Origin of the sequence: Shewanella metallivivens (assembly GCF_028750675.1) — a bacterium.
Taxonomy (GTDB): domain Bacteria; phylum Pseudomonadota; class Gammaproteobacteria; order Enterobacterales; family Shewanellaceae; genus Shewanella; species Shewanella metallivivens.
This window is the reverse complement of record NZ_JAQQPZ010000012.1, coordinates 1-24,424: the sequence shown is the minus strand read 5'-3', so window position 1 is coordinate 24,424 and position 24,424 is coordinate 1. Positions and strand designations below refer to the sequence as shown.

Annotated in this window: 23 protein-coding genes, 7 tRNA genes and 1 pseudogene; 11 read left to right on the top strand and 20 right to left on the bottom strand. The window is 43.7% G+C overall.

Going from position 1 to position 24,424, the window contains the following annotated elements; genetic code table 11:
- Together PQR79_RS12675 and PQR79_RS12670 are read left to right on the top strand one after the other, a co-directional pair.
- Nucleotides 1-159, top strand: a 159-nt coding sequence (locus PQR79_RS12675) for a VanZ family protein (RefSeq protein ID WP_497007967.1), incomplete at its 5' end; no start/stop codon positions are given.
- A 29-nt stretch (nucleotides 160-188) separates the two neighbouring features.
- Nucleotides 189-1,181 (top strand): ketopantoate reductase family protein, encoded by a 993-nt coding sequence (locus tag PQR79_RS12670; RefSeq protein ID WP_238107272.1) that lies wholly within the window; start codon nucleotides 189-191, stop codon nucleotides 1,179-1,181.
- On the opposite strand, the gene PQR79_RS12665 is transcribed toward PQR79_RS12670, so the two are convergent.
- The 8 genes from PQR79_RS12665 to hemA all read right to left on the bottom strand — a co-directional run bounded on the left by PQR79_RS12665 (nucleotide 1,178) and on the right by hemA (nucleotide 8,967).
- The gene (locus tag PQR79_RS12665) at nucleotides 1,178-2,050 is read right to left on the bottom strand and encodes a DMT family transporter (protein ID WP_238107271.1); all 873 of its coding nucleotides are present in this window, start codon (nucleotides 2,048-2,050) and stop codon (nucleotides 1,178-1,180) included. The two genes, PQR79_RS12670 and PQR79_RS12665, sit on opposite strands and share 4 nt — an antisense overlap.
- A gap of 161 nt (nucleotides 2,051-2,211) precedes the next feature.
- Nucleotides 2,212-3,063, bottom strand: a complete 852-nt coding sequence (gene kdsA, locus PQR79_RS12660) for a 3-deoxy-8-phosphooctulonate synthase (protein ID WP_238107270.1) — start codon at nucleotides 3,061-3,063, stop codon at nucleotides 2,212-2,214.
- 17 nt (nucleotides 3,064-3,080) lie between these two features.
- On the bottom strand, nucleotides 3,081-4,328 hold the full coding sequence (locus tag PQR79_RS12655) for a DUF819 family protein (protein WP_238107269.1): 1,248 nt from the start codon (nucleotides 4,326-4,328) through the stop codon (nucleotides 3,081-3,083).
- Between the two features lie 120 nt (nucleotides 4,329-4,448).
- Nucleotides 4,449-5,237: a transglutaminase family protein gene (locus PQR79_RS12650; RefSeq protein ID WP_238107268.1), complete on the bottom strand. Its 789-nt coding sequence runs from the start codon at nucleotides 5,235-5,237 to the stop codon at nucleotides 4,449-4,451.
- A 9-nt stretch (nucleotides 5,238-5,246) separates the two neighbouring features.
- Complete coding sequence (locus PQR79_RS12645; protein WP_238107267.1) at nucleotides 5,247-5,642, bottom strand: SirB2 family protein; 396 nt, start codon at nucleotides 5,640-5,642, stop codon at nucleotides 5,247-5,249.
- 110 nt (nucleotides 5,643-5,752) lie between these two features.
- Nucleotides 5,753-6,607 (bottom strand): peptide chain release factor N(5)-glutamine methyltransferase, encoded by an 855-nt coding sequence (prmC, locus tag PQR79_RS12640; protein ID WP_238107266.1) that lies wholly within the window; start codon nucleotides 6,605-6,607, stop codon nucleotides 5,753-5,755.
- 9 nt (nucleotides 6,608-6,616) lie between these two features.
- Nucleotides 6,617-7,702: a peptide chain release factor 1 gene (gene prfA / locus PQR79_RS12635; protein WP_188919643.1), complete on the bottom strand. Its 1,086-nt coding sequence runs from the start codon at nucleotides 7,700-7,702 to the stop codon at nucleotides 6,617-6,619.
- 14 nt (nucleotides 7,703-7,716) lie between these two features.
- A complete protein-coding gene (gene hemA, locus PQR79_RS12630) occupies nucleotides 7,717-8,967 on the bottom strand; it encodes a glutamyl-tRNA reductase (protein WP_238107265.1) in 1,251 nt (416 codons plus the stop codon).
- Between the two features lie 236 nt (nucleotides 8,968-9,203).
- On the opposite strand from hemA, the gene lolB reads away from it, so the two are divergent.
- From lolB to PQR79_RS12615, 3 genes are all read left to right on the top strand, one after another.
- On the top strand, nucleotides 9,204-9,815 hold the full coding sequence (lolB, locus tag PQR79_RS12625; RefSeq protein ID WP_274408529.1) for a lipoprotein insertase outer membrane protein LolB: 612 nt from the start codon (nucleotides 9,204-9,206) through the stop codon (nucleotides 9,813-9,815).
- 42 nt (nucleotides 9,816-9,857) lie between these two features.
- Nucleotides 9,858-10,730 carry a 4-(cytidine 5'-diphospho)-2-C-methyl-D-erythritol kinase gene (ispE, locus tag PQR79_RS12620; protein WP_238107264.1) on the top strand — a complete coding sequence of 291 codons (873 nt, stop codon included), beginning with the start codon at nucleotides 9,858-9,860 and terminating at the stop codon, nucleotides 10,728-10,730.
- Nucleotides 10,731-10,821: 91 nt separating this feature from the next.
- The gene (locus tag PQR79_RS12615; protein WP_188926474.1) at nucleotides 10,822-11,769 is read left to right on the top strand and encodes a ribose-phosphate pyrophosphokinase; all 948 of its coding nucleotides are present in this window, start codon (nucleotides 10,822-10,824) and stop codon (nucleotides 11,767-11,769) included.
- A gap of 62 nt (nucleotides 11,770-11,831) precedes the next feature.
- On the opposite strand, the gene PQR79_RS12610 is transcribed toward PQR79_RS12615, so the two are convergent.
- From PQR79_RS12610 to PQR79_RS12560, 11 genes are all read right to left on the bottom strand, one after another.
- Complete coding sequence (locus PQR79_RS12610) at nucleotides 11,832-12,857, bottom strand: patatin-like phospholipase family protein (protein WP_238107263.1); 1,026 nt, start codon at nucleotides 12,855-12,857, stop codon at nucleotides 11,832-11,834.
- A 448-nt stretch (nucleotides 12,858-13,305) separates the two neighbouring features.
- Nucleotides 13,306-13,380: transfer RNA gene (locus PQR79_RS12605), tRNA-Gln, on the bottom strand.
- Between the two features lie 54 nt (nucleotides 13,381-13,434).
- Nucleotides 13,435-13,519 (bottom strand) — tRNA-Leu (locus PQR79_RS12600).
- A 106-nt stretch (nucleotides 13,520-13,625) separates the two neighbouring features.
- Nucleotides 13,626-13,702 (bottom strand) — tRNA-Met (locus tag PQR79_RS12595).
- Nucleotides 13,703-13,707: 5 nt separating this feature from the next.
- Nucleotides 13,708-13,782, bottom strand: a tRNA-Gln gene (locus tag PQR79_RS12590).
- Between the two features lie 24 nt (nucleotides 13,783-13,806).
- Nucleotides 13,807-13,881 (bottom strand) — tRNA-Gln (locus PQR79_RS12585).
- 45 nt (nucleotides 13,882-13,926) lie between these two features.
- Nucleotides 13,927-14,011: transfer RNA gene (locus PQR79_RS12580), tRNA-Leu, on the bottom strand.
- A gap of 43 nt (nucleotides 14,012-14,054) precedes the next feature.
- Nucleotides 14,055-14,131: transfer RNA gene (locus PQR79_RS12575), tRNA-Met, on the bottom strand.
- Between the two features lie 202 nt (nucleotides 14,132-14,333).
- Nucleotides 14,334-15,425, bottom strand: coding sequence for a redox-regulated ATPase YchF (ychF, locus tag PQR79_RS12570; RefSeq protein ID WP_238107262.1), 1,092 nt, complete (start codon nucleotides 15,423-15,425; stop codon nucleotides 14,334-14,336).
- Nucleotides 15,426-15,503: 78 nt separating this feature from the next.
- A complete protein-coding gene (gene pth / locus PQR79_RS12565) occupies nucleotides 15,504-16,091 on the bottom strand; it encodes an aminoacyl-tRNA hydrolase (protein WP_238107261.1) in 588 nt (195 codons plus the stop codon).
- A 151-nt stretch (nucleotides 16,092-16,242) separates the two neighbouring features.
- Nucleotides 16,243-17,460, bottom strand: coding sequence for an FAD-dependent monooxygenase (locus tag PQR79_RS12560; protein ID WP_238107260.1), 1,218 nt, complete (start codon nucleotides 17,458-17,460; stop codon nucleotides 16,243-16,245).
- Nucleotides 17,461-17,890: 430 nt separating this feature from the next.
- On the opposite strand from PQR79_RS12560, the gene miaB reads away from it, so the two are divergent.
- From miaB to PQR79_RS12530, 6 genes are all read left to right on the top strand, one after another.
- Complete coding sequence (miaB, locus tag PQR79_RS12555; RefSeq protein WP_238107259.1) at nucleotides 17,891-19,315, top strand: tRNA (N6-isopentenyl adenosine(37)-C2)-methylthiotransferase MiaB; 1,425 nt, start codon at nucleotides 17,891-17,893, stop codon at nucleotides 19,313-19,315.
- A gap of 161 nt (nucleotides 19,316-19,476) precedes the next feature.
- Entirely contained in the window at nucleotides 19,477-20,541 is a 1,065-nt protein-coding gene (locus PQR79_RS12550; RefSeq protein WP_238107258.1) for a PhoH family protein, read from the top strand.
- Complete coding sequence (gene ybeY, locus PQR79_RS12545; protein ID WP_238107257.1) at nucleotides 20,538-21,005, top strand: rRNA maturation RNase YbeY; 468 nt, start codon at nucleotides 20,538-20,540, stop codon at nucleotides 21,003-21,005. Before PQR79_RS12550 ends, ybeY begins: the two co-directional genes overlap by 4 nt.
- Before the next feature lie 45 nt (nucleotides 21,006-21,050).
- Nucleotides 21,051-21,929, top strand: a complete 879-nt coding sequence (gene corC, locus PQR79_RS12540) for a CNNM family magnesium/cobalt transport protein CorC (RefSeq protein WP_238107256.1) — start codon at nucleotides 21,051-21,053, stop codon at nucleotides 21,927-21,929.
- A 3-nt stretch (nucleotides 21,930-21,932) separates the two neighbouring features.
- A complete protein-coding gene (lnt, locus tag PQR79_RS12535; protein WP_238107255.1) occupies nucleotides 21,933-23,495 on the top strand; it encodes an apolipoprotein N-acyltransferase in 1,563 nt (520 codons plus the stop codon).
- 142 nt (nucleotides 23,496-23,637) lie between these two features.
- Nucleotides 23,638-23,928, top strand: a complete 291-nt coding sequence (locus tag PQR79_RS12530) for a DUF6482 family protein (protein WP_238107254.1) — start codon at nucleotides 23,638-23,640, stop codon at nucleotides 23,926-23,928.
- A 15-nt stretch (nucleotides 23,929-23,943) separates the two neighbouring features.
- On the opposite strand, the pseudogene PQR79_RS12525 reads toward PQR79_RS12530, so the two are convergent.
- Nucleotides 23,944-24,424 (bottom strand): annotated as a pseudogene (locus PQR79_RS12525) (zinc ribbon-containing protein); the annotation flags it as partial.

Here is a 24,424-nt window from a genome sequence, read left to right as displayed (position 1 = left end):
GGCGGTTATGCCATTTTGATAGAATTAGTTCAGTCGCGTTTGCCATACCGAAGTGCTTCAACTGCCGATGTCGTCGCTGATTTTGCAGGTATTGGCTTATTTTACTTAATGCACTTCTCTATTTTACAGTACCGAAAAATAACCGCTAAGCGCCCTTAAACGTCACATTAACCACAAAGGTCAGCCCAATGGTAGTCACATCAAAACCGCACCCTACTCAGGCTAACATTGCCATTTTAGGCGCAGGGGCTATTGGCCAATTGATGTTTCATAAACTGGGCTTAACGGGGCAAGCGACTGAGGCAGAGCCCATTCGTGACGTGGTATTGATTGGTCGCCAGCCGCACACTCAACAGCACACATTGCAATTTACAGATTCTAATGGCCAAACTCACCACACCACGGCAACAATCCTTAACAGGAATGATGCCCAACTCGAAAATATCAATTTATTGCTAGTGTGCGTTAAAGCTTATCAAGTTGAACACGCCCTACAGCCTTTACTGAGCAAATTGGCGCAACATTGTCATATCGTGTTACTACATAATGGATTAGGGCCGCACTTAGCGGTGTCTGCAGCCCTAAAACATTTCCCAGACCTGGGTTTATCACTAGGCACAACGTCACAAGCGGCTTTAAAAATAAGTCAGTGGCACATTAAACACACAGGGGTTGGTGTTACCCAGCTGGGACATTATTGCGGCACGCCATTATCTGCTGAGCTCAAGCACAGGCTCCAGGCATTACACCGAGACAACCAACCGCTTGAGTGGCATCAGCCTGTGTTGCCTATTTTGTGGCAAAAGTTGGCGATAAACGCGGCCATCAATCCATTAAGTGCATTGAATCAATGTGCTAATGGCCAGTTAGCGGCTGAAGAATATCAACCACAGATTACCGCAATTATTGATGAGTTAGTCAATGTGGCAAAATGTGATGGCATTGAGCTAGCCCCTGCGCAGTTATTAAACCGGGTAAAGCAAGTCATCGCGCTCACCTCAGCTAACTTTTCATCCATGTATCAGGACGTGGCCCATCATCGCGCCACAGAAATCGATTACATTAATGGTTATATTTGCCAACAAGCAAAACGTTATAATCTTGCAACGCCCACTAACCAATCTCTTGTGACTAAGATCGCTACGCTAAGTCAACAAGACAAAGCTTCACAACCCACTTAACTCCACATCACCAAAATCGCGGCAATGGCAATCAGCACTAAACCAGCCACGTCATTGATTTTGACTTTATCTTTAAGCCACAGAGCGGCAATCATTAACGTAAAAAAGACTTCGATTTGGCCAAGGGTTTTGACATAAGGCACAGCCTGTAATGACATTGCGCTAAACCAACCAATGGAGCCAATACAACTGGCGACACTGATTGCGACGGTGAGCTTTGGACGTTGCCATAATGCGCTTAAAGTGGATTTGTCTTTTGCGACTAAGTAAGCAATCAGCACGATGGTTTGAATACTAATAACCCACAACAATACCCATGCGGCGCGGTGAGTAAACGGCCCTTGCAAAGTTAAACTGGCTTCTCTTACCCACAGGGATGTTAACGCAAACGCACTGCCGCAGGTTAAACCTAACATGACAGTTTTGACAGAAAGCTGTTTAAATCCTTGTTTACTACTAAGCAACATGACAGCCAAACCGCCAACCACAACGCCTATCCAACCAAGTAATGATAATTGAGTACCAAAGAAAAACACCCCAAGGATTGCAGCGACTAAGGCTTCACTTTTTGCCAACCCAGCACCAATGGCAAAGTTTTGCATTTTAAACAGCTTTACCATTAAGCCCGTCGCCAATATTTGCATTGAAGAAGCCCCAATAACAAATCCCCAAAAGTCAGCGCTAAATTGCGGTAATGCAGCGGGTTGATATTGATGCAGACTAAACAGGTACAAGGCGGCAATCGGCCCCGCCCAAATAAATCGCGCCAAAGTCACACCTGCAACCTTGACCTCTTTACTGAGTTGACTTTGAAAGGCGTTACGCCATGCCTGCATAAATGCCGCAAGAAAAGTAAATAAGATCCACATCGTTAAATCCAGAAAGACAAAAGCCCTAACTTTGTAAAAAGTCAGGGCTTATACAAGGGTAATTAGATTACTGTTTACGGTGAATAAAAGACACTCAAAATGTGTCAAATTGATTAAAAATCAACTTACTTACCTTGATTCAGAAGCTAAAAACACCATGCTTATTTACTGGTATCAATAAACTCAAATGATTTAACCAGTTCATCAACGGCTTTCATCTGGGTAAGATATTTTTCTAACAAATGCAGTGGCAATGCACATGGGCCGTCACATTTAGCATTATCAGGATCGGGATGCGCTTCAATAAACAACCCCGCTAAACCTAATGCCATACCACTGCGAGCAAGTTCAGTCGCTTGAGCACGACGGCCACCAGCAGAATCAGCTCGCCCACCAGGGCGTTGTAGTGCGTGAGTTGCATCAAAGATGACCGGATAACCCGTTTGCTTCATTTCGTCCATGCCTAACATGTCTACTACGAGGTTGTTATAGCCAAAGCTGCTGCCTCGTTCACATAAAATAATGTTGTCGTTACCAGCTTCATTAAATTTAGTGATGATATGACGCATTTCATGCGGCGCTAAAAACTGTGGTTTTTTCACGTTGATCACCGCACCTGTTTTAGCCATAGCCACCACCAAATCGGTTTGGCGGGCTAAAAAGGCTGGCAGCTGAATAATATCAACCACTTCAGCAACTGGCGCACATTGATGTGTTTCGTGCACGTCAGTGATTAATGGCACATTGAAGGTTGATTTAATCTCTTCAAAAATACGCAAGCCTTCTTCCATACCTGGACCACGGTAAGAATTGACCGAAGAGCGATTCGCTTTATCAAACGATGCTTTAAACACATAGGGAATACCCAGTTTTTGGGTCACTTCAACATAGTGCTCAGCAATTGACATGGCTAAGTCACGAGACTCAAGTACGTTCATGCCACCAAACAAAACAAACGGCTTATCATTGGCCACTTGAATGTCATTAGCTAACTGAATAATTTTTTGATCCATTTGATCCTCTTTGCGCATTAACCTGCGACAACTTGTAAAAACTGACCACATAGCCAAGCCATGTAGGTACCTAATGCATAACCAAATACAGCTAATAGCACACCAACTGGTGCTAATGCTGGGTGGAATGCCGCCGCCACAACAGGGGCCGAAGCAGCACCACCAACGTTAGCTTGGCTCCCCACCGCCATATAAAACAATGGCGCTTTAATCAGTTTAGCCACTAATAGCATTAGCCCTGCATGGACTATCATCCACACAATACCGACGAGGAAGTAAATCGGCGTATCCATAATTTTAGACACGTCCATATGCAAGCCAATCGTGGCGACTAAAATGTATAAAAATGCCGACGCTATTTTAGACGCACCCGCCGCTTCTACATGGCGAACCGGACTAAATGACAACCCTAAACCTACGGTGGTCACAATCACCACCAACCAGAAAAACTTAGACGTTAAACTGTAATCTTCTGTCCATGGGTAATTGGCTTCAAAAAATGGTCCTAGGAAATCAGCTGCAAAATGGGCAAAACCAGTCACACCAAAACCAATGGCAACAATCATCATAATGTCGCGCAATGAAGGAATGCGTGAGTTTTCGGCGTGGTATTTTTCTACTTTTTGTTTTAACGCTTCAATTGCTGTGGTGTCGGCACCGGTTTTGGCATCAATCTCTTTTGCTTTTGATGCCATAAACAGCAATACCGCCATCCAAATATTGGCCACAATCACATCAACAGTCACCATGACCGAGAAAATCTCACCGCCCACTTCATAAATCTCTTTCATTGCCGCTTGGTTTGCACCGCCGCCAATCCAGCTACCGGCAAGCGTAGTCATTCCACGCCACACGGCGTCTGGACCATTATTGCCAATTAAGCTTGGTTCAATCATCGACACTAACAACAAGGCAATTGGGCCACCAATAACAATCCCTAAGGTACCGGTTAAAAACATAATCACCGCTTTAGGTCCGAGCCCTAAAATGGCTTTTAAGTCGACACTTAAAATCAGTAATACCAAACATGCTGGGAGTAAATAACGCGAGGCGACAAAATATAATTGCGATGCATGGCCATCAACCACACCAAAAGTATTCAGCAGAGAGGGTAAAAAATAACACAGTAATAAAGCAGGAATAAATTTGTAGAATTTTTGCCAAAATGGGTGCGGCGAAGAGCTAGTGTAAAATACAAACCCTAAAATAACAGCGAGTAAACCCAGTGCGGTGGCATCATTGCTCACCATAGCTGACGTGGTCATGCAGTATTCTCCCTTGCAAGTGCAATATTTATAATAGTTATAGTGGTGCTTATTTAACTGGCTTTGACAGCCTATTTTTGTTTTTACGCTGCGTTAACTCGTAAAGCAGCGTTCATTAATTTAATGATAAACTTCTGTATGTTGACTCAGTTCCTTTAACTGAATCTTAACCAGTTCAATTACAGGATCATGTGGGCTTAAATCAATAAAATGCTGTAAGTCAGACATGGCCACTTTAATGCAACCGAGTTGCTGAGCAATAAATGCCCGTTCGCGATTGAGGTGTACATCATCTGGGTGCCATTGCAGTAATAAATTACAACACTCCATTGCCGACTCAAATTTTTGGTTAACAATGCAACCCGCTTTAAGTTCGTGCAGCATACGGCTGATCAGGCGCTTTAAGGTGGCAGGTTTTAAGTGGCTTGGCTTTAACTTTGCCGCATTACCCAATTCGCCACGAACCAATGCATGCAACTGATGGCGGTTAAGTTCTTTACCTGTTAACGGGTCGTAATATTTAACCACGTCGTTAATTTGGCTTTTTAACACTGTATTGCCAGGAAGCAGGATTGCTTCAAGCGTTAGGTCGAGCTGTTTTGCTAATAAAATGAGCAAGATTGACAACGTAGTACTGTTACCCTGACGCTTTAATACGCAGTAGCTTAAGTCGGCGGCTTCTACACTAAAATAATTGTCGCGCGCGCAAAAACCAAGGTCATTGTAAAACCAGTTAAACATGCCTGTTAAACGTGCATGTTGATCAACAACATAGTGACTCAGTACCGCCCCAGCCATTTCATACCAAGCCCACATCGCAGGTTTAGTTGATGAAAAACCAAGGTGCTCAGAAAGTTCAAATGCAGTTTCAGGGAGTGAAACTGCATCATTAAGAAGATATTTTGCCATTAAACCCAATTAACCCATTAATACGACTTGTTTAAAATGAGCCAGCTTGGCCGCGAGCACTACCCATCCGATTGCACCGATAAAGGCAAAAAACTTAAACAGCTTATTTCGGTTAGATTTGAGTGCCATAATCCCTAATGCAATGTAAGCCACCACACAGATGATTTTTTCAGTCATCCACGGGTCAACAAACGGATACTGCTTGATCATAAAGCAAAGCGTGAAGCCTGACAGTAGTAAAAAAGTATCAATAACGTGAGGCGCTACTTTAACAAACTTTTTCTCCATAATCGGAGACTGACGTAAATGCAGCACAAAACGCACAATAAAAAATGTCACACTTAACGCGACGAACAACATGTGAGTGTGTTTTAACGCTGGATATAAACTGTAAAAGGTTTCCATTACTAAGTCTCGTAAAATAAAAGTGTTAGTTTACTCGAACAGCGCAACACATACCAATATTGTGGTTTGGGTTATTGTTCGGCAGATTTAGGGATTAACTTGTTGAATTATCAACCAACCCATTGTCCCAAGGTGCAGCGGTCATTGCTGCCAAAATCGCGCACGGTTGCTACGTTTTGATAACCTAGTTCAATAAGTTTTTCACGCACCTTGATTGCTTGTTCATAACCATGTTCAAGCAACAAGTACCCTCCGGTTAATAAATGTGTACGCGCTTGGTCTGCGATATGAAACAAATCAGCATAACCTTCATTGGCCGCAGTTAACGCGCTTTGCGGCTCAAAGCGAACGTCACCCATGCTCAAATGCTCATCGGTTTCATCTATATAAGGTGGATTTGACACAATTAAATCAAAATCACGATGCTCAACAGCAGAAAACCAATCTGATTGAATAATCTCGACATCAGGTAGATTTAAATTATTACGGTTTGCTTTAGCAAGCTCGACAGCGCCTGGCACATTGTCAATGGCGGTAATGCGCCATTTAGGGCGCTCTGAAGCTAATGACAACGCAATAGCCCCGGTGCCAGTCCCTAAATCTAATACTTTTGCATTGTGGCGCACGCTTAAATTGAGTGCGGTCTCCACTAAAATTTCAGTATCTGGCCTTGGGATCAAGGTTGAGTCATTGACAATAAATGGTAATGACCAGAACTCTCGCTCACCAATAATATGCGCAACAGGTGAGCCTGCTTGGCGTTTAGCCACCATTTGGCTAAACGCTTTAAACTGCTCGCTGGTGAGCTGTCTTTCTGGCCAGGTATATAAAAAGCTGCGATTTTTATTCAAACAATGCAATAACAGCGCCTCTGCATCGATATGTGCAGATTCAGAGGTGGCTGCCAGCTGTGAATAGGCCCATTGCAGGGCTTCAGCGATAGTTGAATACGAAGACTGAGGCAAGGTTACTCCTTATTCGTCAGCTAATGCAGCGAGCATGTCGGCTTGATGTTCTTGCATGATAGGGTCAAGCAAGGCATCGAGATCACCTTCCATCACTTCATTTAAGCGATATAAGGTTAAATTGATACGGTGATCGCTTACGCGCCCTTGTGGATAGTTGTACGTTCTGATGCGCTCAGAACGATCACCACTGGCAACCAGGCTTCGACGAGTCGTTTCTTCAGCACTACGACGTTTTTCATCTTCAACGGCTTGAATACGCGCAGCTAACACGCTCATCGCTTGGGCACGGTTTTTATGCTGTGAACGCTGATCCTGACACTCAACAATAATCCCAGAAGGAATATGAGTAATACGGATGGCAGAATCGGTTTTGTTAACGTGCTGGCCACCCGCGCCTGACGCACGGAAAGTATCAACTTTAAGGTCTGCAGGGTTAATTGAAATCGCTTCAGCTTCTGGTACTTCGTGTAGCACGACTACAGTACATGCAGAGGTATGCACACGACCTTGAGACTCGGTTTCAGGCACACGTTGTACTCGGTGTCCGCCTGACTCAAACTTTAATTTACCGTAAGCACCTTCGCCACTCACTTTAACAATAATCTCTTTAAAGCCGCCATGTTCACCTTCGTTTAGGTTCATGACTTCCATTTGCCAGCGGTTGGCTTCACAGTAACGTGAGTACATACGGTATAAATCGCCAGCAAAAATTGCGGCTTCGTCACCACCCGCACCTGCACGAATTTCCATAAACGCATTAGTGTCGTCGTTAGGATCTGTGGGTAATAATAAAATTTGTAGCTCGTCTTCGAGCGTTTCTAACGCTTGCTTTGATTGCTTATATTCTTCTTGCGCCATTTCGCGCATATCAGCATCATCTTCTTCAAGCATTTCTTTGGCATAATCAAAGTCTTTTTGCGCTTGTTGGTATGCAGTAAAGCTTTTTACTACATCTTCAAGTTGTGAATATTCTTTTGATAACGCACGGAAGCGGTCTTGATCCGCAATCACGCTAGCATCACTTAATAATGCTAATACTTCTTCATTACGCTCAAGCAAGCCTTCTAGCTTGCGGATAACGGATTCTTTCATTTAGCTCGCTAACCTTAGTTTTTATCTAAACCAAGCGCAGTTCTTAATAAGCCTAACGTATTCAAATCACCTTGACGACTGGCTGAGGTAAGCGATTGTGTAGGCGCATGAATTAAGCGATTGGTTAACCTATTGGCTAACTCGATTATCACTTGCTCACTGTCACCGCCCTGAGACAATTTGTTCAAGGCTCGCTCAACTAACTCATCTTTAATCGCCAAGCTCTGGCTGCGATATTCGCGAATACTGTCAACTGACTCTAAAGATCGAATCCACTCCATAAATAAGTGCGATTGATCTTCAGTAATTAATTCTGCTTGCTCGGCGGCTTCCTTACGTGAAGCCATGTTCTGTTCAATAATGCTATGCAGATCGTCGACAGTATAAAGGAATGCGTCGTCTAACTCACCGACTTCTGCTTCAATATCTCTCGGAACTGCAATATCAACTAACAACATCGGTTGATGACGACGTTGTTTTAATGCTTTTTCGACCATGCCTTTGCCTAAAATAGGTAAAGGACTTGCCGTAGAGGATATCACGATATCAGCTTTAGCGAGAAAATCTGGTATTTGTTGTAAGGTAATCGCAGTCGCATTGAACTCTTCGCACATGGCTTGAGCACGCTCAATGGTTCGGTTTGCCACCACCATAGTCGCTACACCATTATCTTTTAAGTGTTTTGCTACTAATTCAATGGTTTCACCTGCACCAATGAGCAAGACTTTAGTGGTGCTAAGCGTAGAGAAAATATGTTTAGCCATGCTCACTGCGGCAAAAGCAACTGACACAGCAGCAGCACCAATCTCGGTATCAGTGCGCACTTTTTTGGCAACAGAGAAGGTGTTCTGAAATAAGCGATCAATGGTCGCGGCTGTCGTGCCCGCTTCTTTGGCTTTGACAAAAGCTTGCTTTACTTGACCTAAAATCTGCGGTTCGCCTAACACTAACGAATCTAATCCCGATGCCACGCGCATTAAATGCTTAACAGCAACTTGTTCTTCGTATGCATATATGCATGGCATTAAATCGTCATGATTTAATTGGTGATACTCTTCTAGCCACTCAATAATGTCCTGCTTCTCAGCATTATTACAGTATAGTTCAGTGCGGTTACAGGTAGACACAATCACAGCCTCACCCGTGCGGGTGCGGCTGGCCAAGCTTTTCATGGCGTCATGAATGCGGTCTGGAGAGAAAGCGACTTTTTCACGCAAATCTACCGTGGCGGTTTTATGGTTTATCCCGATTGCTACTAGGCTCATGTGACTGTATCAAGTTCTTTTCGGTGACGTTAATTAGGCTATTCTACTGAATTGAACCAACTAAAAACACAATTGGCTTAACAAAACCGAATAAATGTCTAATTTTTTATTTCTTAGATATAAAGGCATTGCATAATTCGTTAGATTAAAATCACATTAATTTTAAAAAAGCATTTTTACATCATACCTTAAGCCCAGTATCATAACGCCATCATCAGCAACTGTTAGGCAAGCCATTGCGTTTATCAGTATCAGCGTTCAAATTAATTATCATCGCCACTATGCTATTACTAACAGGTTGTAGCATTACTCCGTCAGAGCCATTTACCCCAATAGACGTCACCGAGGCCTCACAAGCTAAGTCATGGGAGTTACAAGGTAAAATTGCTGTTAAAACCGCAGACGACAAATTTAGCACCAACCTTTATTGGTTTCATCAACCCCTGGCTAATGACTTACGTCTCACCACCGCATTAGGGACAACAGTATTAACGTTAACCACGAATGAAGGCATGGCAACCTTAGAGGTTGACGGCAAAACCTACCATGACAGAAACGCACAAGACTTATTAACCGGTATTAGTGGTTGGTCAATTCCATTAAACAGTTTACCACTATGGATTACGGGCCAGATTGGTGAAAATGATACCATTGTCAGCTATAACCCTGATGGAACAATTAAACAATTAATCAGTGATGATCCACAAGCCAACTGGCATGTGAGTTTTAACAGTTGGCAGCAGCAAAGTGGTGCATCAGTACCAAAACTATTGACGATAAAGCGTAATGATGTACAAATTAAAATTCAAAGCAACCAATGGACTGCTGTACAGGTCAAAGGTAAATAGTCCTGCCCGGCTTGTGACGTAATAACAAGGTAGTTATATAAAATGAATTCAACTTACCCACATAAATCTGCCGCCTCTAAAAGTTGGCCTGCGCCAGCAAAACTTAATTTGTTTTTGCATGTGACGGGTCAGCGAACCGACGGTTATCATGAATTACAAACACTATTCCAGTTTATTGATCATTGTGACTACCTTGATTTTCATGTTACTGAGTCTGCCGATTTAGTGCTGCACTCTAATTTGGGTGATGCTGTTGCCGACAGCGATAACTTAATTCTAAAAGCCGCAAAATCGTTAAAACGTTACACCCAATATAAAGGTGGCGCGCATATTTGGTTAAACAAATTACTGCCAATGGGCGGTGGTTTAGGGGGCGGTTCATCAGATGCTGCAACCACATTAGTTGCACTAAATGCGCTGTGGAAAACCAATGTTTCGCAATCTAAACTGGCCGAAATCGGCCTCGCATTAGGTGCGGATGTACCTGTTTTTATTAATGGTTTAGCAGCTTTTGCTGAAGGCGTGGGTGAGCAATTGGTTAACGTGCAACCCAAGGAGCCTTGGTATCTAGTTATCGTGCCAAATGTCCATGTATCAACCAAGGACATATTCCAAGATCCAGACCTACCTCGTAACACCCCTAAATTAGACATGAACAGTTTACTGACTCAACAATGGACTAACGATTGTCAGAAACTCGTCACAACTAAGTACCCTCAAGTTGCCAATGCCTTAAGCTGGCTGGTAGAATATGCGCCGTCAAGAATGACCGGAACAGGTGCATGCGTGTTCGGGGAATTTACACATTCGCAGCAAGCCCTGGATGCGTTAGCCGAATTACCGGCCGATATGCAAGGCTTTGTCGCAAAAGGGATGAATAAGTCACCGTTACTAACGCGGCTTGAACAACTCTAACAACATATTTTTCTTCTGGGTCAGTTTTGAGTGACAACACGTAAAATTGATCTAGCCTTTAATAGTAAAGCAAACACCTGAGGTTCATAAAGTGCCCGACATCAAGCTCTTTGCTGGTAACGCTACCCCAAATCTAGCCAATAAGATTGCCGAACGTTTATTTTGCAAACTTGGAGACGCAGTTGTAGGCCGTTTCAGCGACGGTGAAATCAGTGTTCAAATAAACGAAAATGTACGTGGTGCGGATGTGTTTATCATTCAATCTACTTGCGCACCAACTAACGATAACCTAATGGAACTTATCGTGATGGTTGATGCCCTTCGTCGTGCGTCTGCTGGTCGTATTACTGCCGTTATTCCTTATTTTGGTTATGCTCGTCAAGACCGTCGCGTACGCAGTGCCCGCGTACCGATCACCGCCAAAGTTGTTGCTGACTTCTTGTCTAGCGTTGGCGTTGACCGCGTATTAACATGCGACTTACACGCTGAGCAAATTCAAGGTTTCTTCGACGTACCAGTAGATAACGTATTCGGTAGCCCGGTGTTACTTGAAGACATGCTAGCGAAAAAACTTGAAAACCCAGTTGTGGTTTCGCCAGACATTGGTGGTGTTGTACGTGCGCGTGCAGTTGCCAAGCTACTAGATGATTCAGATCTTGCGATTATCGATAAGCGTCGTCCACAAGCTAACGTTGCCCAAGTAATGCATATCATTGGTGATGTTCAAGGCCGTGATTGCATTATCGTTGATGACATGATCGACACGGGTGGCACTTTATGTAAAGCCGCTGAAGCGTTAAAAGAACATGGCGCTAACCGCGTGTTTGCCTATGCGACTCACCCAGTATTTTCGGGTAATGCAGCACAAAACATTGCAGACTCAGTTATTGATGAAGTTATTGTCACTGACACAGTACCGTTAAGCCCTGAAATGCTTAAAGTGGATAAAGTCACCCAATTGACTATGTCAGCTGTACTTGCTGAAGCAATCCGCCGTGTTAGCAACGAAGAGTCTATCTCTGCGATGTTCCGCCACTAATATTATCGTTAATTAGTCGCATACTAAAACGCACTCAATGAGTGCGTTTTTTATTGTCTCGATTATGCTGATAGCGCCTGCGGTTGCATGCCATCTTGAGCAGTAAAGGCAACTGGCGTCACCTCATTTTCATAGCCTCGTTGTAAAAACGCATTCCCAGCAGCAATACCTGTACGATAATCTTGGCGCAAATCAGCATCAGTACTGCCCAGCAATTTACTTTGCAAAGTATCATCAGCAAAAATTTGTACTATTTCGACATCAGCAGGCGGATTAGCCATAAACTCAAGCTCTTCTTGATAAGCTTGTTCATGTTGTACTAGATAATCAATCGTTTTAGGGCAGTAGCCTGAGACACAAATCCACGATTTAAGCTTATGCACCCACGCTGATTGCGCTTGAAAATCAGCGTTTACCGTGCGGATCACCACAATTTTGCGCGCACCACGCTGATAGGCCTCTCGCACCGGTAATGGCGCAGCTAAGCCACCGTCTAAAAAGAAATCTTCTTGTAATGATGAAGTCAACTCTGCTGATTGATTAGCCGCATCTGACGCCAGCCACGGCGTTAACTTAACACCTTGCTTATATAGAAACGGTAACGCACTTGATGCCTTTAGCAGTTCGCGCCAGTGGTTATTATCATCACTCGGGCTTAAAAAGTATCCTTGGCGATCTCTTGCATTGGTTGCAGTAATTAATAATTGTCGCTGCCCTAAGGCTTTACTGGCGGTATCAAAGTCTAATGCAAAGCTGCCGCGAGTGGTTTTTTCGAAGTACCAATCTAAATCAACCACATGGCCCCCCACTAAACCTCGGCCTAGCTGATAAAAGCGTTTATGTCGTGATAATCCTCGAATTAAGCGCTTTGCATAGCCTTTTTGTCTGGCTAAAAAGCTGGTGAGATTTTGCGAGCCAGCTGAGGTACCAATAAATAAATCAAATGGGTCAAATTCAGCATCTAGCCACGCATCAAGTACCCCAGCAGTAAAAATACCGCGCTGACCGCCACCCTCAGCAATTAATGCAGTCATGGGCGCTGATGCTCGCTTAGAAGAAGTGAATAGTGGGTTGACTTGGGTGTTCATAGTTGACCTGATACCAATAATTAATTGCATAAGGTAATTCTAAACAACTGTGGTGATGGTGGATAACAGATAGAATCAATTGCGTTAATAGGAAAAGACTATTGATACCAATCCTTATTAGAATGTGATCTATTTTAGGCTGCGTCACTAGACCCAGTACAATGAAAATGACTGCAGGTGTAGTCATCTACATCAACGTCATTTGAAGCTGTAATGGGGTTTGTGACGCAACCCCGAAGGGCGAATTTATCAGCGTGGTCTTCTTTGTTAGTCTTTCTTAACGTAGTGCACTATGCCCTCAAAAGGCTACCTCGAATACCTCACTGATAACGTTCGCTAAAAGAGCACATTCAAATGCGGATTGGTATAATGCATCACCGCCTATAAGAAAAGAAACGTCAAAAATAAAAAGCAAAAAGCCCGTCATCATGACGGGCTTTTCAAAGTATGGCTGGGGTACCAGGATTCGAACCTGGGGATGCCGAGATCAAAACCCGGTGCCTTACCGCTTGGCGATACCCCAATTGAAATCTTTTTTATTGTAAAACAGAAGGTAAATCTATTTGACTAAATTTGATGGTACGGGAAGAGAGACTTGAACTCTCACACCTTGCGGCACCAGAACCTAAATCTGGCGTGTCTACCAATTTCACCATTCCCGCATCAAATTTTAACTCTGAGTATACCTTAATTTTTTTAAGTGTACACTTTGACTTTCACTAGCAACAAACAAGTACTTGGGTAAGCCCTCATTCTACCTAGTAAAAATGGTAGCAATAGCGGGACTTGAACCTGCGACCCCAGCATTATGAGTGCTGTGCTCTAACCAACTGAGCTATATTGCCAAAGATGGCTGGGATACCAGGATTCGAACCTGGGAATGCCGAGATCAAAACCCGGTGCCTTACCGCTTGGCGATATCCCAATAATCTTTTTTCTAACTAATAAGTGGCTGGGATACCAGGATTCGAACCTGGGGATGCCGAGATCAAAACCCGGTGCCTTACCGCTTGGCGATATCCCAATCAAACTTTTTTGAAATGCCCGCCTAAGCCAGCCTTTCTAATAATGGTACGGGAAGAGAGACTTGAACTCTCACACCTTTCGGCACCAGAACCTAAATCTGGCGTGTCTACCAATTTCACCATTCCCGCACTGCACTCATGTTTTACATCTTGAGTAAGATGTGCAAAGTAATGGTAGCAATAGCGGGATTTGAACCTGCGACCCCAGCATTATGAGTGCTGTGCTCTAACCAACTGAGCTATATTGCCACTACTTTTTGCAATTCCTCTTGGTGAGGAACGGGGCGTATTATGCTTATTCAGGTTATCGAGGTCAACTGGTTTTTTTCGCTATTTTCATCAATTCGTCTTGTTCGGCTATATCTTCACCAAACTGGATGCCGAATCGACAAAATAACCCCACTTAGCTCACCTTTTATCGCCTTACGCCCCTTTTATTTCTCAATAACGCTTAAACGTTAAATAAGAAATGCATCACATCGCCGTCTTTAACGATATAAGTTTTACCTTCAACACGCAATTTTCCGGCTTCTTTTGCGCCTGCTTCGCCTTTATAAGTGATAAAGTCAGCGTAAGCCATCACTTGAGCGCGAATAAAACCGCGTTCAAAATCGGTGTGGATAACCCCCGCAGCTTGCGGTGCTGATGCGCCAATTGGCACAGTCCAAGCACGCACTTCTTTTACCCCTGCAGTAAAATAGGTTTGTAGGTTTAATAATTCATATCCAGCACGAATAACGCGATCTAAACCTGACTCTTCTAGGCCTAAATCAGCCATAAATTCATCACGCTCTTCAGCGTCCATTTCAGCAAGCTCTGACTCAATCGCGGCACATACTGGAACCACAACAGCGTTTTCGTTAGCAGCAATTTCGCGAACCACGTCTAAATGAGGGTTATTTTCAAACCCGTCTTCAGACACATTGGCAATGTACATGGTTGGCTTCATGGTTAAAAAGTTTAAGTATGCTACTGCTGCTTTTTCTTCTTTGGTTAGATCCAATGAACGCAACATTTTGCCTTCATCTAACACTGGGCGCATTTTTTCAAGTACGCTCACTTCAAACTTGGCATCACTGTCACCGCCTTTCGCGCGTTTAGCTTGGCGTAAAATAGCACGCTCGCATGAGTCTAAGTCTGCTAATGCCAGTTCAGTGTTAATCACTTCGATATCGCCTGCTGGGTCAATCTTATTTGCAACGTGAACAATGTTTGGATCTTCAAAACAACGTACAACGTGACCAATGGCATCAGTCTCACGAATGTTAGCTAAAAACTTGTTACCTAACCCTTCACCTTTAGAAGCACCCGCCACTAGGCCCGCAATGTCAACAAACTCCATTGTGGTAGGTAGTATACGTTGTGGTTTTACAATTTCAGCTAATGCGTCAAGACGAGAGTCTGGTACAGGTACCACACCGGTGTTTGGCTCAATAGTACAAAACGGGAAGTTAGCCGCTTCAATACCCGCTTGTGTTAACGCATTAAACAGCGTTGATTTACCCACGTTTGGCAAACCAACAATGCCGCATTTAAAACCCATATGCTTACCTTTATATATGTAGAATTATCCCACTGGATAATGATGTCGAAAGGGGTGTTAAAACAAAACTCGCCGAGCTTATTCTGCTTTAAACGAATGTAATCTGTGCATGGCTTTCACCATGTCTTGTTTAAATAAAATTTCGGTTGAACGAACGGCTTCATCAATCGCAGCATTTATACGCTCTTGCTCAACCAAAGGAGCTTTGCCCAATACGTAGCCGCTCACTTTATTTTTATCGCCTGGATGGCCAATGCCTATGCGCAAACGGTGGAAATTTTTGTCATTACCTAAGCTAGCTATAATATCTTTTAAGCCGTTATGACCACCGTGACCACCACCTAATTTAAATTTAGCCACACCGGGGTCCATATCAAGCTCGTCATGAGCCACTAAAATTTCTTCGGGCAGAATACGAAAAAAGTTAGCTAAGGCCGCGACCGACTTACCACTTAAATTCATAAACGTTGTCGGGATCAACAAGCGCACATCTTTGCCGTGCAAAATTGTCCGAGCTGTGACACCAAAATATTTACTGTCTGCCACTAAAGGCACATTGCAAATACGCGCTAACTCTTGCACGTACCATGCGCCAGCATTATGGCGAGTTTGTGCGTATTCAGCACCGGGGTTTGCTAACCCAACAATTAGTTTAATGTTACTCATCACAACCTAGTCAATTTATTCACACAAGTGACTCTCGTCAGTTGCGCTATAGCCTTTTTATGGATTGCATTAAATACAGCTGATGCAAAACGCGGCATTTTAGCACTCAAATGGCTTGTCAACAAACCACAAGTTTCGCTACCGACTTAGGTTAATTTAACCCTAACGCATACTTTAAGACTTTACGCTTAATGGGTGAGTCGATATTAGCCAGTTTTAGTGCGCCATTACGTAATAGCTTTAGTGGCAGTAAGTCATTGCTAAAACTTGCATAAAAAACATCCATTGCGGTCATCATTAATTGGTTATCGTAATAACGAGCCTGTTGATAACGCTTTAACACGGGGGCTTGCCACCACGTTTCACCATTACCTATTGCGTTGGCGACTTGCGCCACCAACACGTCGACATCTTTAAAGCCAATATTAACGCCCTGCCCCGCTAGCGGGTTTATGGTGTGAGCGGCATCGCCAAGAATCACTAAATTGTCTTGATAATACCGCTGTGCATGTCGGCGAGTTAAGGTAAAACTGCCACTCGATTCAACACTGAAGTTTACATCTAATCGGTCAGGAAAATGCTGTTTAATTTGTTCAGCTAATTGCAGTTTGTTCAATTGCGATAATTGTTTAATGCGATTGGCATCATCGTACCACACTAAAGAGGCATGATGACCTGGTAGCGGCAATAAGCTCCTTGGGCCCGCAGGGGTAAATTGCTGCCAAGTAACGGATTGCTGCTCGGTCTGGGTGTGAATATTGATTAACATCGCCGACTGAGCATAATCCCAACCAGTAACACCAATCCCCGACCATTGACGCACTTGCGAATTAGCGCCGTCAGCCCCCACAAGCAGGCGCGTAGACAGTTGACTGCCATCTTCTAAGGTAACGTTAATACGCTGTAGTGCCGATTGCCTCTGAAATTGAGTTACCTTGCGAGGGCATAACAAGTCTACATTATCCATTAGGCGAATTTGTTGCCACAAACATAGCTGTATCAGACGGTTTTCAAAGAAGTAACCTAAATGTGTTTGCCCCACTTGCGCAGCGGTAAAAGAGGTTAAGCAACCGTCCATTTCCCAGGTTTCTAAACCATCATAAGGTGCATGGCGCATGGTCAGTAGTGTTTCCATCGCACCTAGGCGAGACAACAGCTGCTCTGATGCGACACTGATCGCCGACACACGTACATCTAATGGTTGTTCAGGATCATAAGCTTGCGGCTCACGCGCTTCAATCACTGCCACATGTAACCCAAGCTGCCCCAACCCGATAGCAGCGGCTGCCCCCACCATTCCCCCGCCAACAATCACGGCATCGTATTCGGTTGAGTGTTTGGTATCTTGAGTGTCAGGCGTTTGTTGCATCGTGTTTATATCCATAAAAAGTGATCTAGCGAGTGTGGTCGCCAATCTAAAATAAACCAGTAAACCCAATTTTATACTGAAAGCGAGTTATCAATGGACCACTTAGACGAGTGATTAGCGGACACCATGAAGATCACCTACTGAAATGCATTCGATTATGCCCTATATCCACAAAGCACGGAAATACTGCTACGGTTTAATCGTGATTTAGCCCAAAGTAACTTACTACAGGGTGATAACAAAACCAGAAAATTTTACGATTTTTGTAACACAATCAAGCCGTTTTATTGCAAAGATAAAACATTACAATTTAAAGGGTTAATAACTGATTTAATTGTAAACGAGTGATCCTTGCACTAGTGCTAGCCATACGGCCAGACAACAGGTAAAATATCGCGCTATTTTTACTATGGTTTACCGGCGAGCACTGATGAGTAAAAAACTTCATATTAAAACCTGGGGCTGTCAGATGAATGAGTACGACTCATCAAAGATGGCTGATTTATTAGACGACTATCAAGGTTATACCTTGACCGAAGATGCGAGTGAAGCAGACGTACTACTGCTTAATACTTGCTCTATTCGTGAAAAAGCACAGGAGAAGGTTTTCCATCAGCTAGGGCGTTGGAAATCTTTAAAAGACAAAAATCCTAATTTAATTATTGGGGTGGGTGGCTGTGTTGCCTCACAAGAAGGTAAAGCCATTAAAGATCGCGCCCAATGTGTCGACATTATTTTTGGCCCACAAACCTTACACCGCCTACCCGACATGATCGATCAGATCCAACGCGGCGAAAAAGCGGTGATCGATATTAGCTTCCCTGAAATCGAAAAGTTCGACCGTTTACCAGAGCCTCGCGCTGATGGTCCAACGGCGTTTGTATCGATTATGGAAGGTTGCAGCAAATACTGTTCTTTCTGCGTAGTCCCTTATACTCGTGGCGAAGAAGTCAGTCGCCCATTAGATGACATCATTCTTGAAGTTGCCCAATTAGCAGCACAAGGCGTACGCGAAGTGAATTTACTTGGCCAAAACGTTAATGCATATCGCGGTGCCACTCACGATGATGAGATTTGCACCTTTGCAGAATTGCTGCGTTTAATCGCCTCAATCGATGGTATCGATCGCTTACGCTTTACCACGAGCCATCCGATTGAATTTACCCAAGACATTATTGACGTTTATGAAGACACGCCTGAATTAGTCAGCTTCTTACATTTACCAGTACAGTCGGGTTCTGACCGTATTTTAACTCAAATGAAGCGCGGCCATATGGCCATCGAATACAAGTCAATCATTCGTCGATTACGTAAAGCCCGTCCTGACATTCAAATCAGTTCTGACTTTATTATCGGCTTCCCAGGTGAAACAGCTGATGATTTTGCTGACACCATGAAACTGATTGAAGATGTGGCATTTGATCACAGCTTTAGCTTTATTTATAGCGCTCGCCCAGGTACACCTGCGGCTGATTTGCCCGATGATGTGAGCGACGACGAAAAGAAACAGCGTTTAGCTATTTTGCAAGACCGTATAACCCAACAAGCGATGCGATACAGTCGTCAAATGTTAGGCACAGTACAACGTATTTTAGTAGAAGGTCCGTCGGTTAAGAATCCAATGGAGCTTCGCGGTCGTACTGAAAACAATCGCGTGGTGAACTTTGAAGCACCACACACTCATATTGGCAGTTTTGTTGATGTGAAAATTGTTGACGTATATACCAACTCATTACGCGGCGAATTTATTCGTGGTGAAAATGAAATGGATCTACGCCGTAGTCTACGTCCGTCTGATATTTTAGCTAAACACAAACAAGATGATGCTTTGGGTGTGACCCAATACAAGCCATAATTCAGCTTGATTGTGAGTGCAGTAATAAAGGCGGCTAGTCCGCCTTTATTTTTGCCAAAAAACCGGCATATTATGGTAATTCGATAAAGACACTCGTACACTGTCTATATTGCAAGTCATATTCATTTTGTGTCGTTTTCGACTAAGCACTGGAGCCTTATTTGACCACTAAAGTCACTACCATGAACTTGTATCTAGAACCTTCAGATACACGCCGTTTAGCCTCATTATGTGGCCCTTTTGATGACAACATTAAACAGCTCGAACGTCGTTTAGGTGTTGAGATTATTCATAAAAACAACCACTTCACCATTGTTGGTTTACCACGTAATGCCTTGAATGCTAATAATTTATTGCGCCAACTGTATATCGAAACCCAAACAGTCAAAGGCAGTACCCCAGATTTAGAACCCGAAGTCGTCCACCTAGCCATTCAAGAAGCTATCAATCTTGAAGCAGAGCAAGAACACGATGACAGCGGTGTGCACATTAAAACCAAACGTGGCGTCATTAAGCCACGCACGCCTAATCAAAGCGTGTACATGCACAATATTACCCGCCACGACATCAGCTTTGGTATTGGCCCTGCCGGTACAGGTAAAACCTATTTAGCCGTTGCGGCCGCAGTCGATGCCTATGAGCGCCAAGAAGTGCGCCGTATTTTACTGACCCGCCCAGCGGTTGAAGCCGGTGAAAAATTGGGGTTCCTGCCAGGGGATTTAAGCCAAAAGGTCGACCCTTATTTACGTCCGCTTTACGATGCGCTCTTTGAAATGATGGGCTTTGAGAAAGTTGAAAAACTGATTGAGCGCAGCGTCATTGAAGTCGCTCCACTTGCTTATATGCGCGGCCGGACACTCAATGATGCATTCATTATTTTAGATGAAAGCCAAAATACCACGGTAGAACAAATGAAAATGTTCTTAACCCGAATTGGTTTTAATTCACGCGCGGTGATCACTGGCGATATTACCCAAATCGATTTACCTCGCAGCCAAAAGTCTGGTTTGCGCCACGCAATTGAAGTATTAAGTGAAGTGCCAGAAATCAGCTTTAACTTCTTTATTGCGCAAGATGTAGTGCGTCACCCCGTGGTGGCACGGATTGTTGAAGCCTACGAGGCGTTTGAACAACAAGAGCAAATCGAAAAAGCAGCAAAAGAACAAGCCTACCGCGAACGTGAGCAAAAACGTCTACAGCAGGAAACACAGGACCCGGCCCAATGAGCCAAGCAATCAAATTAGATCTCGATCTGCAAATTGCAATCCAAGCCCCCAACCTGCCATCACAAGCAGAATTTGAATCTTGGGTGCGCACTGCCATTGGTCAAACCATGTCAGAGGTTGAACTGACTATTAGAGTGGTCGATATAGCCGAAAGCCAACAGCTTAATAGTACTTATCGTGGCAAAGACAAACCCACTAATGTATTGTCATTTCCCTTTGAAGCGCCACCCGAAGTCGAACTGCCACTTTTAGGTGATTTAGTCATTTGTGCAAAGGTTGTTGAACAAGAGGCTATCGAGCAAAATAAACCCTTAAATGCCCATTGGGCACACATGGTCATACACGGCTGCTTGCATTTGCTAGGTTATGACCATATTATCGACGAGGAAGCCGATGAGATGGAGTCATTAGAGACCCAACTTGTTGAAGGCTTAGGTTTTACAGATCCCTATAAGGAAGCATAAATAAACGATATTTATCTGATAGATAGACAAGTTTATAAAAATATTATGAGTGACGATATCCCCCCGAGTACAAGCGCCCACAAGAGAAGCTGGTTCGATAAAATCAACCAACTATTTCAGGGCGAACCTCAAAATCGCGAAGACCTAGTCGACGTCATAGCAGGCGCTGAAATGCGCGACCTGATAACAGAAGACACTCGCGAAATGATTAAAGGTGTATTAGAGGTTTCCGACCTTCGTGTGCGTGACATCATGATCCCACGCTCACAGATAGTGACTATTCAAATAGACTGTAGCGTCGAACAACTGTTAGAAACGGTTATCGACTCAGGCCACTCGCGCTTCCCTGTCGTTAATGAAGATAAAGATCATATCGAAGGTATTTTACTGGCTAAAGATCTGATCAAATTCGGTTTTAAACAGTCTGACGACCCCTTCACACTGGCTCAAGTGATCCGCCCAGCCGTGGTAGTGCCAGAAAGTAAGCGCGTCGATGTCCTGCTTAAAGAGTTCCGTTCGCAACGCTATCATATGGCCATTGTGGTTGATGAATACGGCGGCGTATCAGGCCTTGTCACTATTGAAGATATTCTGGAAGAAATCGTTGGTGAAATTGAAGACGAATTTGATCATAACTCAGTAGAAGACACCGAAATTAAAAAACTCAGCAATACTGTATTCATGGTAAAAGCGTTAACAGAAATCGACGACTTTAACGAAGCTTGTGGTACTCACTTCAGCGACGAAGAATTCGATACCGTTGGTGGTTTAGTGTCTCACGCTTTTGGCCATTTGCCTGAGCGTAACGAAAGTATTGTTATCGATAATATTGAATTCAAGGTCATCAACGCAGATAACCGCCGCTTAGTACAACTTCGTGTTAAGCTACCCGACCCTAATCTTAGCGAAGAATTCGACGACTAAATCGTGTTAAACAATCAATCTGTATACTCTAACTTGAGTATTGTCAGTCTGGTGACAGCATTTATTGCTGGCGCCAGCACTGCGTTATCTTTTGCGCCCTATGAGATCTGGGCAGCTTTCCCACTCGCACTGACTTTTGCACTATGGCAAAGCCAATCATTAACGGCGAAAAACAGCCTATATTACTGGCTAAGTTTTGGTTTTGGTTGCTTTGTAGTCGGTATCAGCTGGGTGCATGTCAGTATTGATACCTTTGGCGGCATGCCTGTAGTCGTGTCGATGGCATTAATGGCTGTCTTAGCGCTGTATTTGGCCATTTACCCTGCATTGTGTGGCTATTTGCTTACTAAGCTGTCCCAAACACGTAAACATGCTTTATCACCTTATCTGGTCTATTTAGGCTTATTTCCGGCGTTATGGGTGTTAACTGAATGGCTAAGAGGCTGGGTATTAACCGGATTCCCTTGGATATGGGCAGGTTACAGCCAAACACTTGGGCCATTAAGTGAACTAGCCAGTTTTATTGGCGCACTTGGGCTAAGTTTTATCGTCGCCATTGTCGCTGGCGCATTGGTGTTACTCACGCAAAAGCGCCTATTACCTATTTTAATTATTATCCCAATTTTGGCCTTAAGCGCATGGGCGGCACCGCAATTAAACCCTATCGCGCCAAGCGGAAAGTCAGTCAAAGTCGCATTAGTACAAGGCAACATTCCCCAAAGCATGAAATGGGAGCCTGACGCATTATGGCCAACCATGTTGAAATACATGGATCTCACTCGTGCTCAGTTTGATGATACATCTAGCGTTGATATTGTGATTTGGCCTGAGGCCGCCATACCGGCACCAGAAGTCATGGTCGAAGACTTTTTATTAAACGCTAACCAAGTGGCAAACCTCAATAATACTGCCATCATCACCGGCATTATTAGCCACCAGCAAGATGACTATTATAACTCGCTGATTGTATTGGGTAACCATAACCAAAAACAGCAACAGAGCGCTGACTACCTCGTCAATGGCACTAATGAGTTTAAAAAGCATCATTTGCTGCCTATTGGCGAGTTTGTGCCTTTTGGTGACTTGCTGCGTCCCATCGCCCCATTTTTTAATTTGCCCATGTCATCGTTTCAACGGGGTAAGTATACTCAACAAAATCTTACCGCTGTGGGTTACCATATTGCGCCAGCTATTTGTTATGAAATAGTCTTTCCTGAGCAGGTTAGAGCCAGTGTGACCAATCAAACAGACATGCTTTTAACGGTATCAAACGACGCTTGGTTTGGCGCATCAAACGGGCCATTACAGCACATGGAAATCGCCCAAATGCGCGCTATCGAGATGGGTAAGCCACTGCTGCGCGGCACTAATAATGGCGTCACCGCTGTCGTCGACCCACACGGCCGTATTACAGATACTATTGCGCAGTTTGAAACCGGCGTATTGGTCGCAGATGTGGCGCTTTACAGAGGTGAAACCTGGTTTAGAAAAATCGGTCAATTACCGCTACTGATATTATGTGGCTTACTGCTATTGATGGGCGTGGTCAATTATCTGCGTAAATAATCCACATAAATGAACCGCTACGATAAATAGGTTATCTTATTGAGGTAACCTATTTTTTTACCTTCAGGCTAATCATTGATTAAATATTGAACTATATCCACCTAAGCATCGTAATAGAGTTTACACAGCAAAGGAGGCGATTATGCAACTCTCAGAAATAAAGTCAGCCATTAGTCAGCAAGCGCTACACCCAACCATTATCAGTTACGCCGATTCAAATCATTACTTACTTGGAATAGAAGATGAGCAAGGTAACTTTAAAAGTGCTCGTGATAAAACAGGCAAGTTAATGAGCCTTAATTCGATTACACAAGCAGAGGAATTGCTTAAACAGCAAGGGATCCATTACGCCATGATACAAATTCAATCGGCGTATGATGAAATGATCGGTAACAGCAGTAGTCATCATTGCCGTTACCGAGTCGAGTTTTAAGTGAACTATTACAGTTTAAGGGGTCAGTGGTTCGCGTGAAAACTCATCATTATCACAGTTTGGACAGTCGGGGATTACCCCAGGAAAATCGATTTGCATTTCGTGACCGCACTTATTGCACGTCAATTTACCTTGGTTAATGATTTCCCCAGACTTATAAACTCCATGATGCTTAAAATCTTGTAAAAGTTCATGCCATTCAACTTGGCTTCTATCCGTTATTTCACTAAGCNNNYRYYRYMATGTGTTCTCAATACCAATAACCGTCGGGCTGTGACTCAAATTATCTTCATTTTTCTCATTTAAAAAGTTGGCGATGTCTCGCTTTAAAAATTCTTCTACTAAAGCTAACTCTTCTTCATCGGCATTTGATTTTAGTTGTAGATAGGCTTTTCCTTGGGTGACAGACTCAAACAAACTTTTAGCTGTCAATGAGTTATCTTGCTCGAACGTCGTTTTCACTTGTTCAAATAGTGATTGATATAAGGCTAATAGT

Bases quoted from the DNA above. Each gene is read 5' to 3' on its own strand.
- PQR79_RS12670 (WP_238107272.1), top strand. From the start codon at position 189: ATGGTAGTCACATCAAAACCGCACCCTACTCAGGCTAACATTGCCATT.
- PQR79_RS12665 (WP_238107271.1), bottom strand. From the start codon at position 2,050: ATGTGGATCTTATTTACTTTTCTTGCGGCATTTATGCAGGCATGGCGT.
- kdsA (WP_238107270.1), bottom strand. From the start codon at position 3,063: ATGGATCAAAAAATTATTCAGTTAGCTAATGACATTCAAGTGGCCAAT.
- PQR79_RS12655 (WP_238107269.1), bottom strand. From the start codon at position 4,328: ATGACCACGTCAGCTATGGTGAGCAATGATGCCACCGCACTGGGTTTA.
- PQR79_RS12650 (WP_238107268.1), bottom strand. From the start codon at position 5,237: ATGGCAAAATATCTTCTTAATGATGCAGTTTCACTCCCTGAAACTGCA.
- PQR79_RS12645 (WP_238107267.1), bottom strand. From the start codon at position 5,642: ATGGAAACCTTTTACAGTTTATATCCAGCGTTAAAACACACTCACATG.
- prfA (WP_188919643.1), bottom strand. From the start codon at position 7,702: ATGAAAGAATCCGTTATCCGCAAGCTAGAAGGCTTGCTTGAGCGTAAT.
- hemA (WP_238107265.1), bottom strand. From the start codon at position 8,967: ATGAGCCTAGTAGCAATCGGGATAAACCATAAAACCGCCACGGTAGAT.
- ispE (WP_238107264.1), top strand. From the start codon at position 9,858: ATGAATTCAACTTACCCACATAAATCTGCCGCCTCTAAAAGTTGGCCT.
- PQR79_RS12610 (WP_238107263.1), bottom strand. From the start codon at position 12,857: ATGAACACCCAAGTCAACCCACTATTCACTTCTTCTAAGCGAGCATCA.
- ychF (WP_238107262.1), bottom strand. From the start codon at position 15,425: ATGGGTTTTAAATGCGGCATTGTTGGTTTGCCAAACGTGGGTAAATCA.
- pth (WP_238107261.1), bottom strand. From the start codon at position 16,091: ATGAGTAACATTAAACTAATTGTTGGGTTAGCAAACCCCGGTGCTGAA.
- PQR79_RS12560 (WP_238107260.1), bottom strand. From the start codon at position 17,460: ATGCAACAAACGCCTGACACTCAAGATACCAAACACTCAACCGAATAC.
- miaB (WP_238107259.1), top strand. From the start codon at position 17,891: ATGAGTAAAAAACTTCATATTAAAACCTGGGGCTGTCAGATGAATGAG.
- ybeY (WP_238107257.1), top strand. From the start codon at position 20,538: ATGAGCCAAGCAATCAAATTAGATCTCGATCTGCAAATTGCAATCCAA.
- corC (WP_238107256.1), top strand. From the start codon at position 21,051: ATGAGTGACGATATCCCCCCGAGTACAAGCGCCCACAAGAGAAGCTGG.
- PQR79_RS12530 (WP_238107254.1), top strand. From the start codon at position 23,638: ATGCAACTCTCAGAAATAAAGTCAGCCATTAGTCAGCAAGCGCTACAC.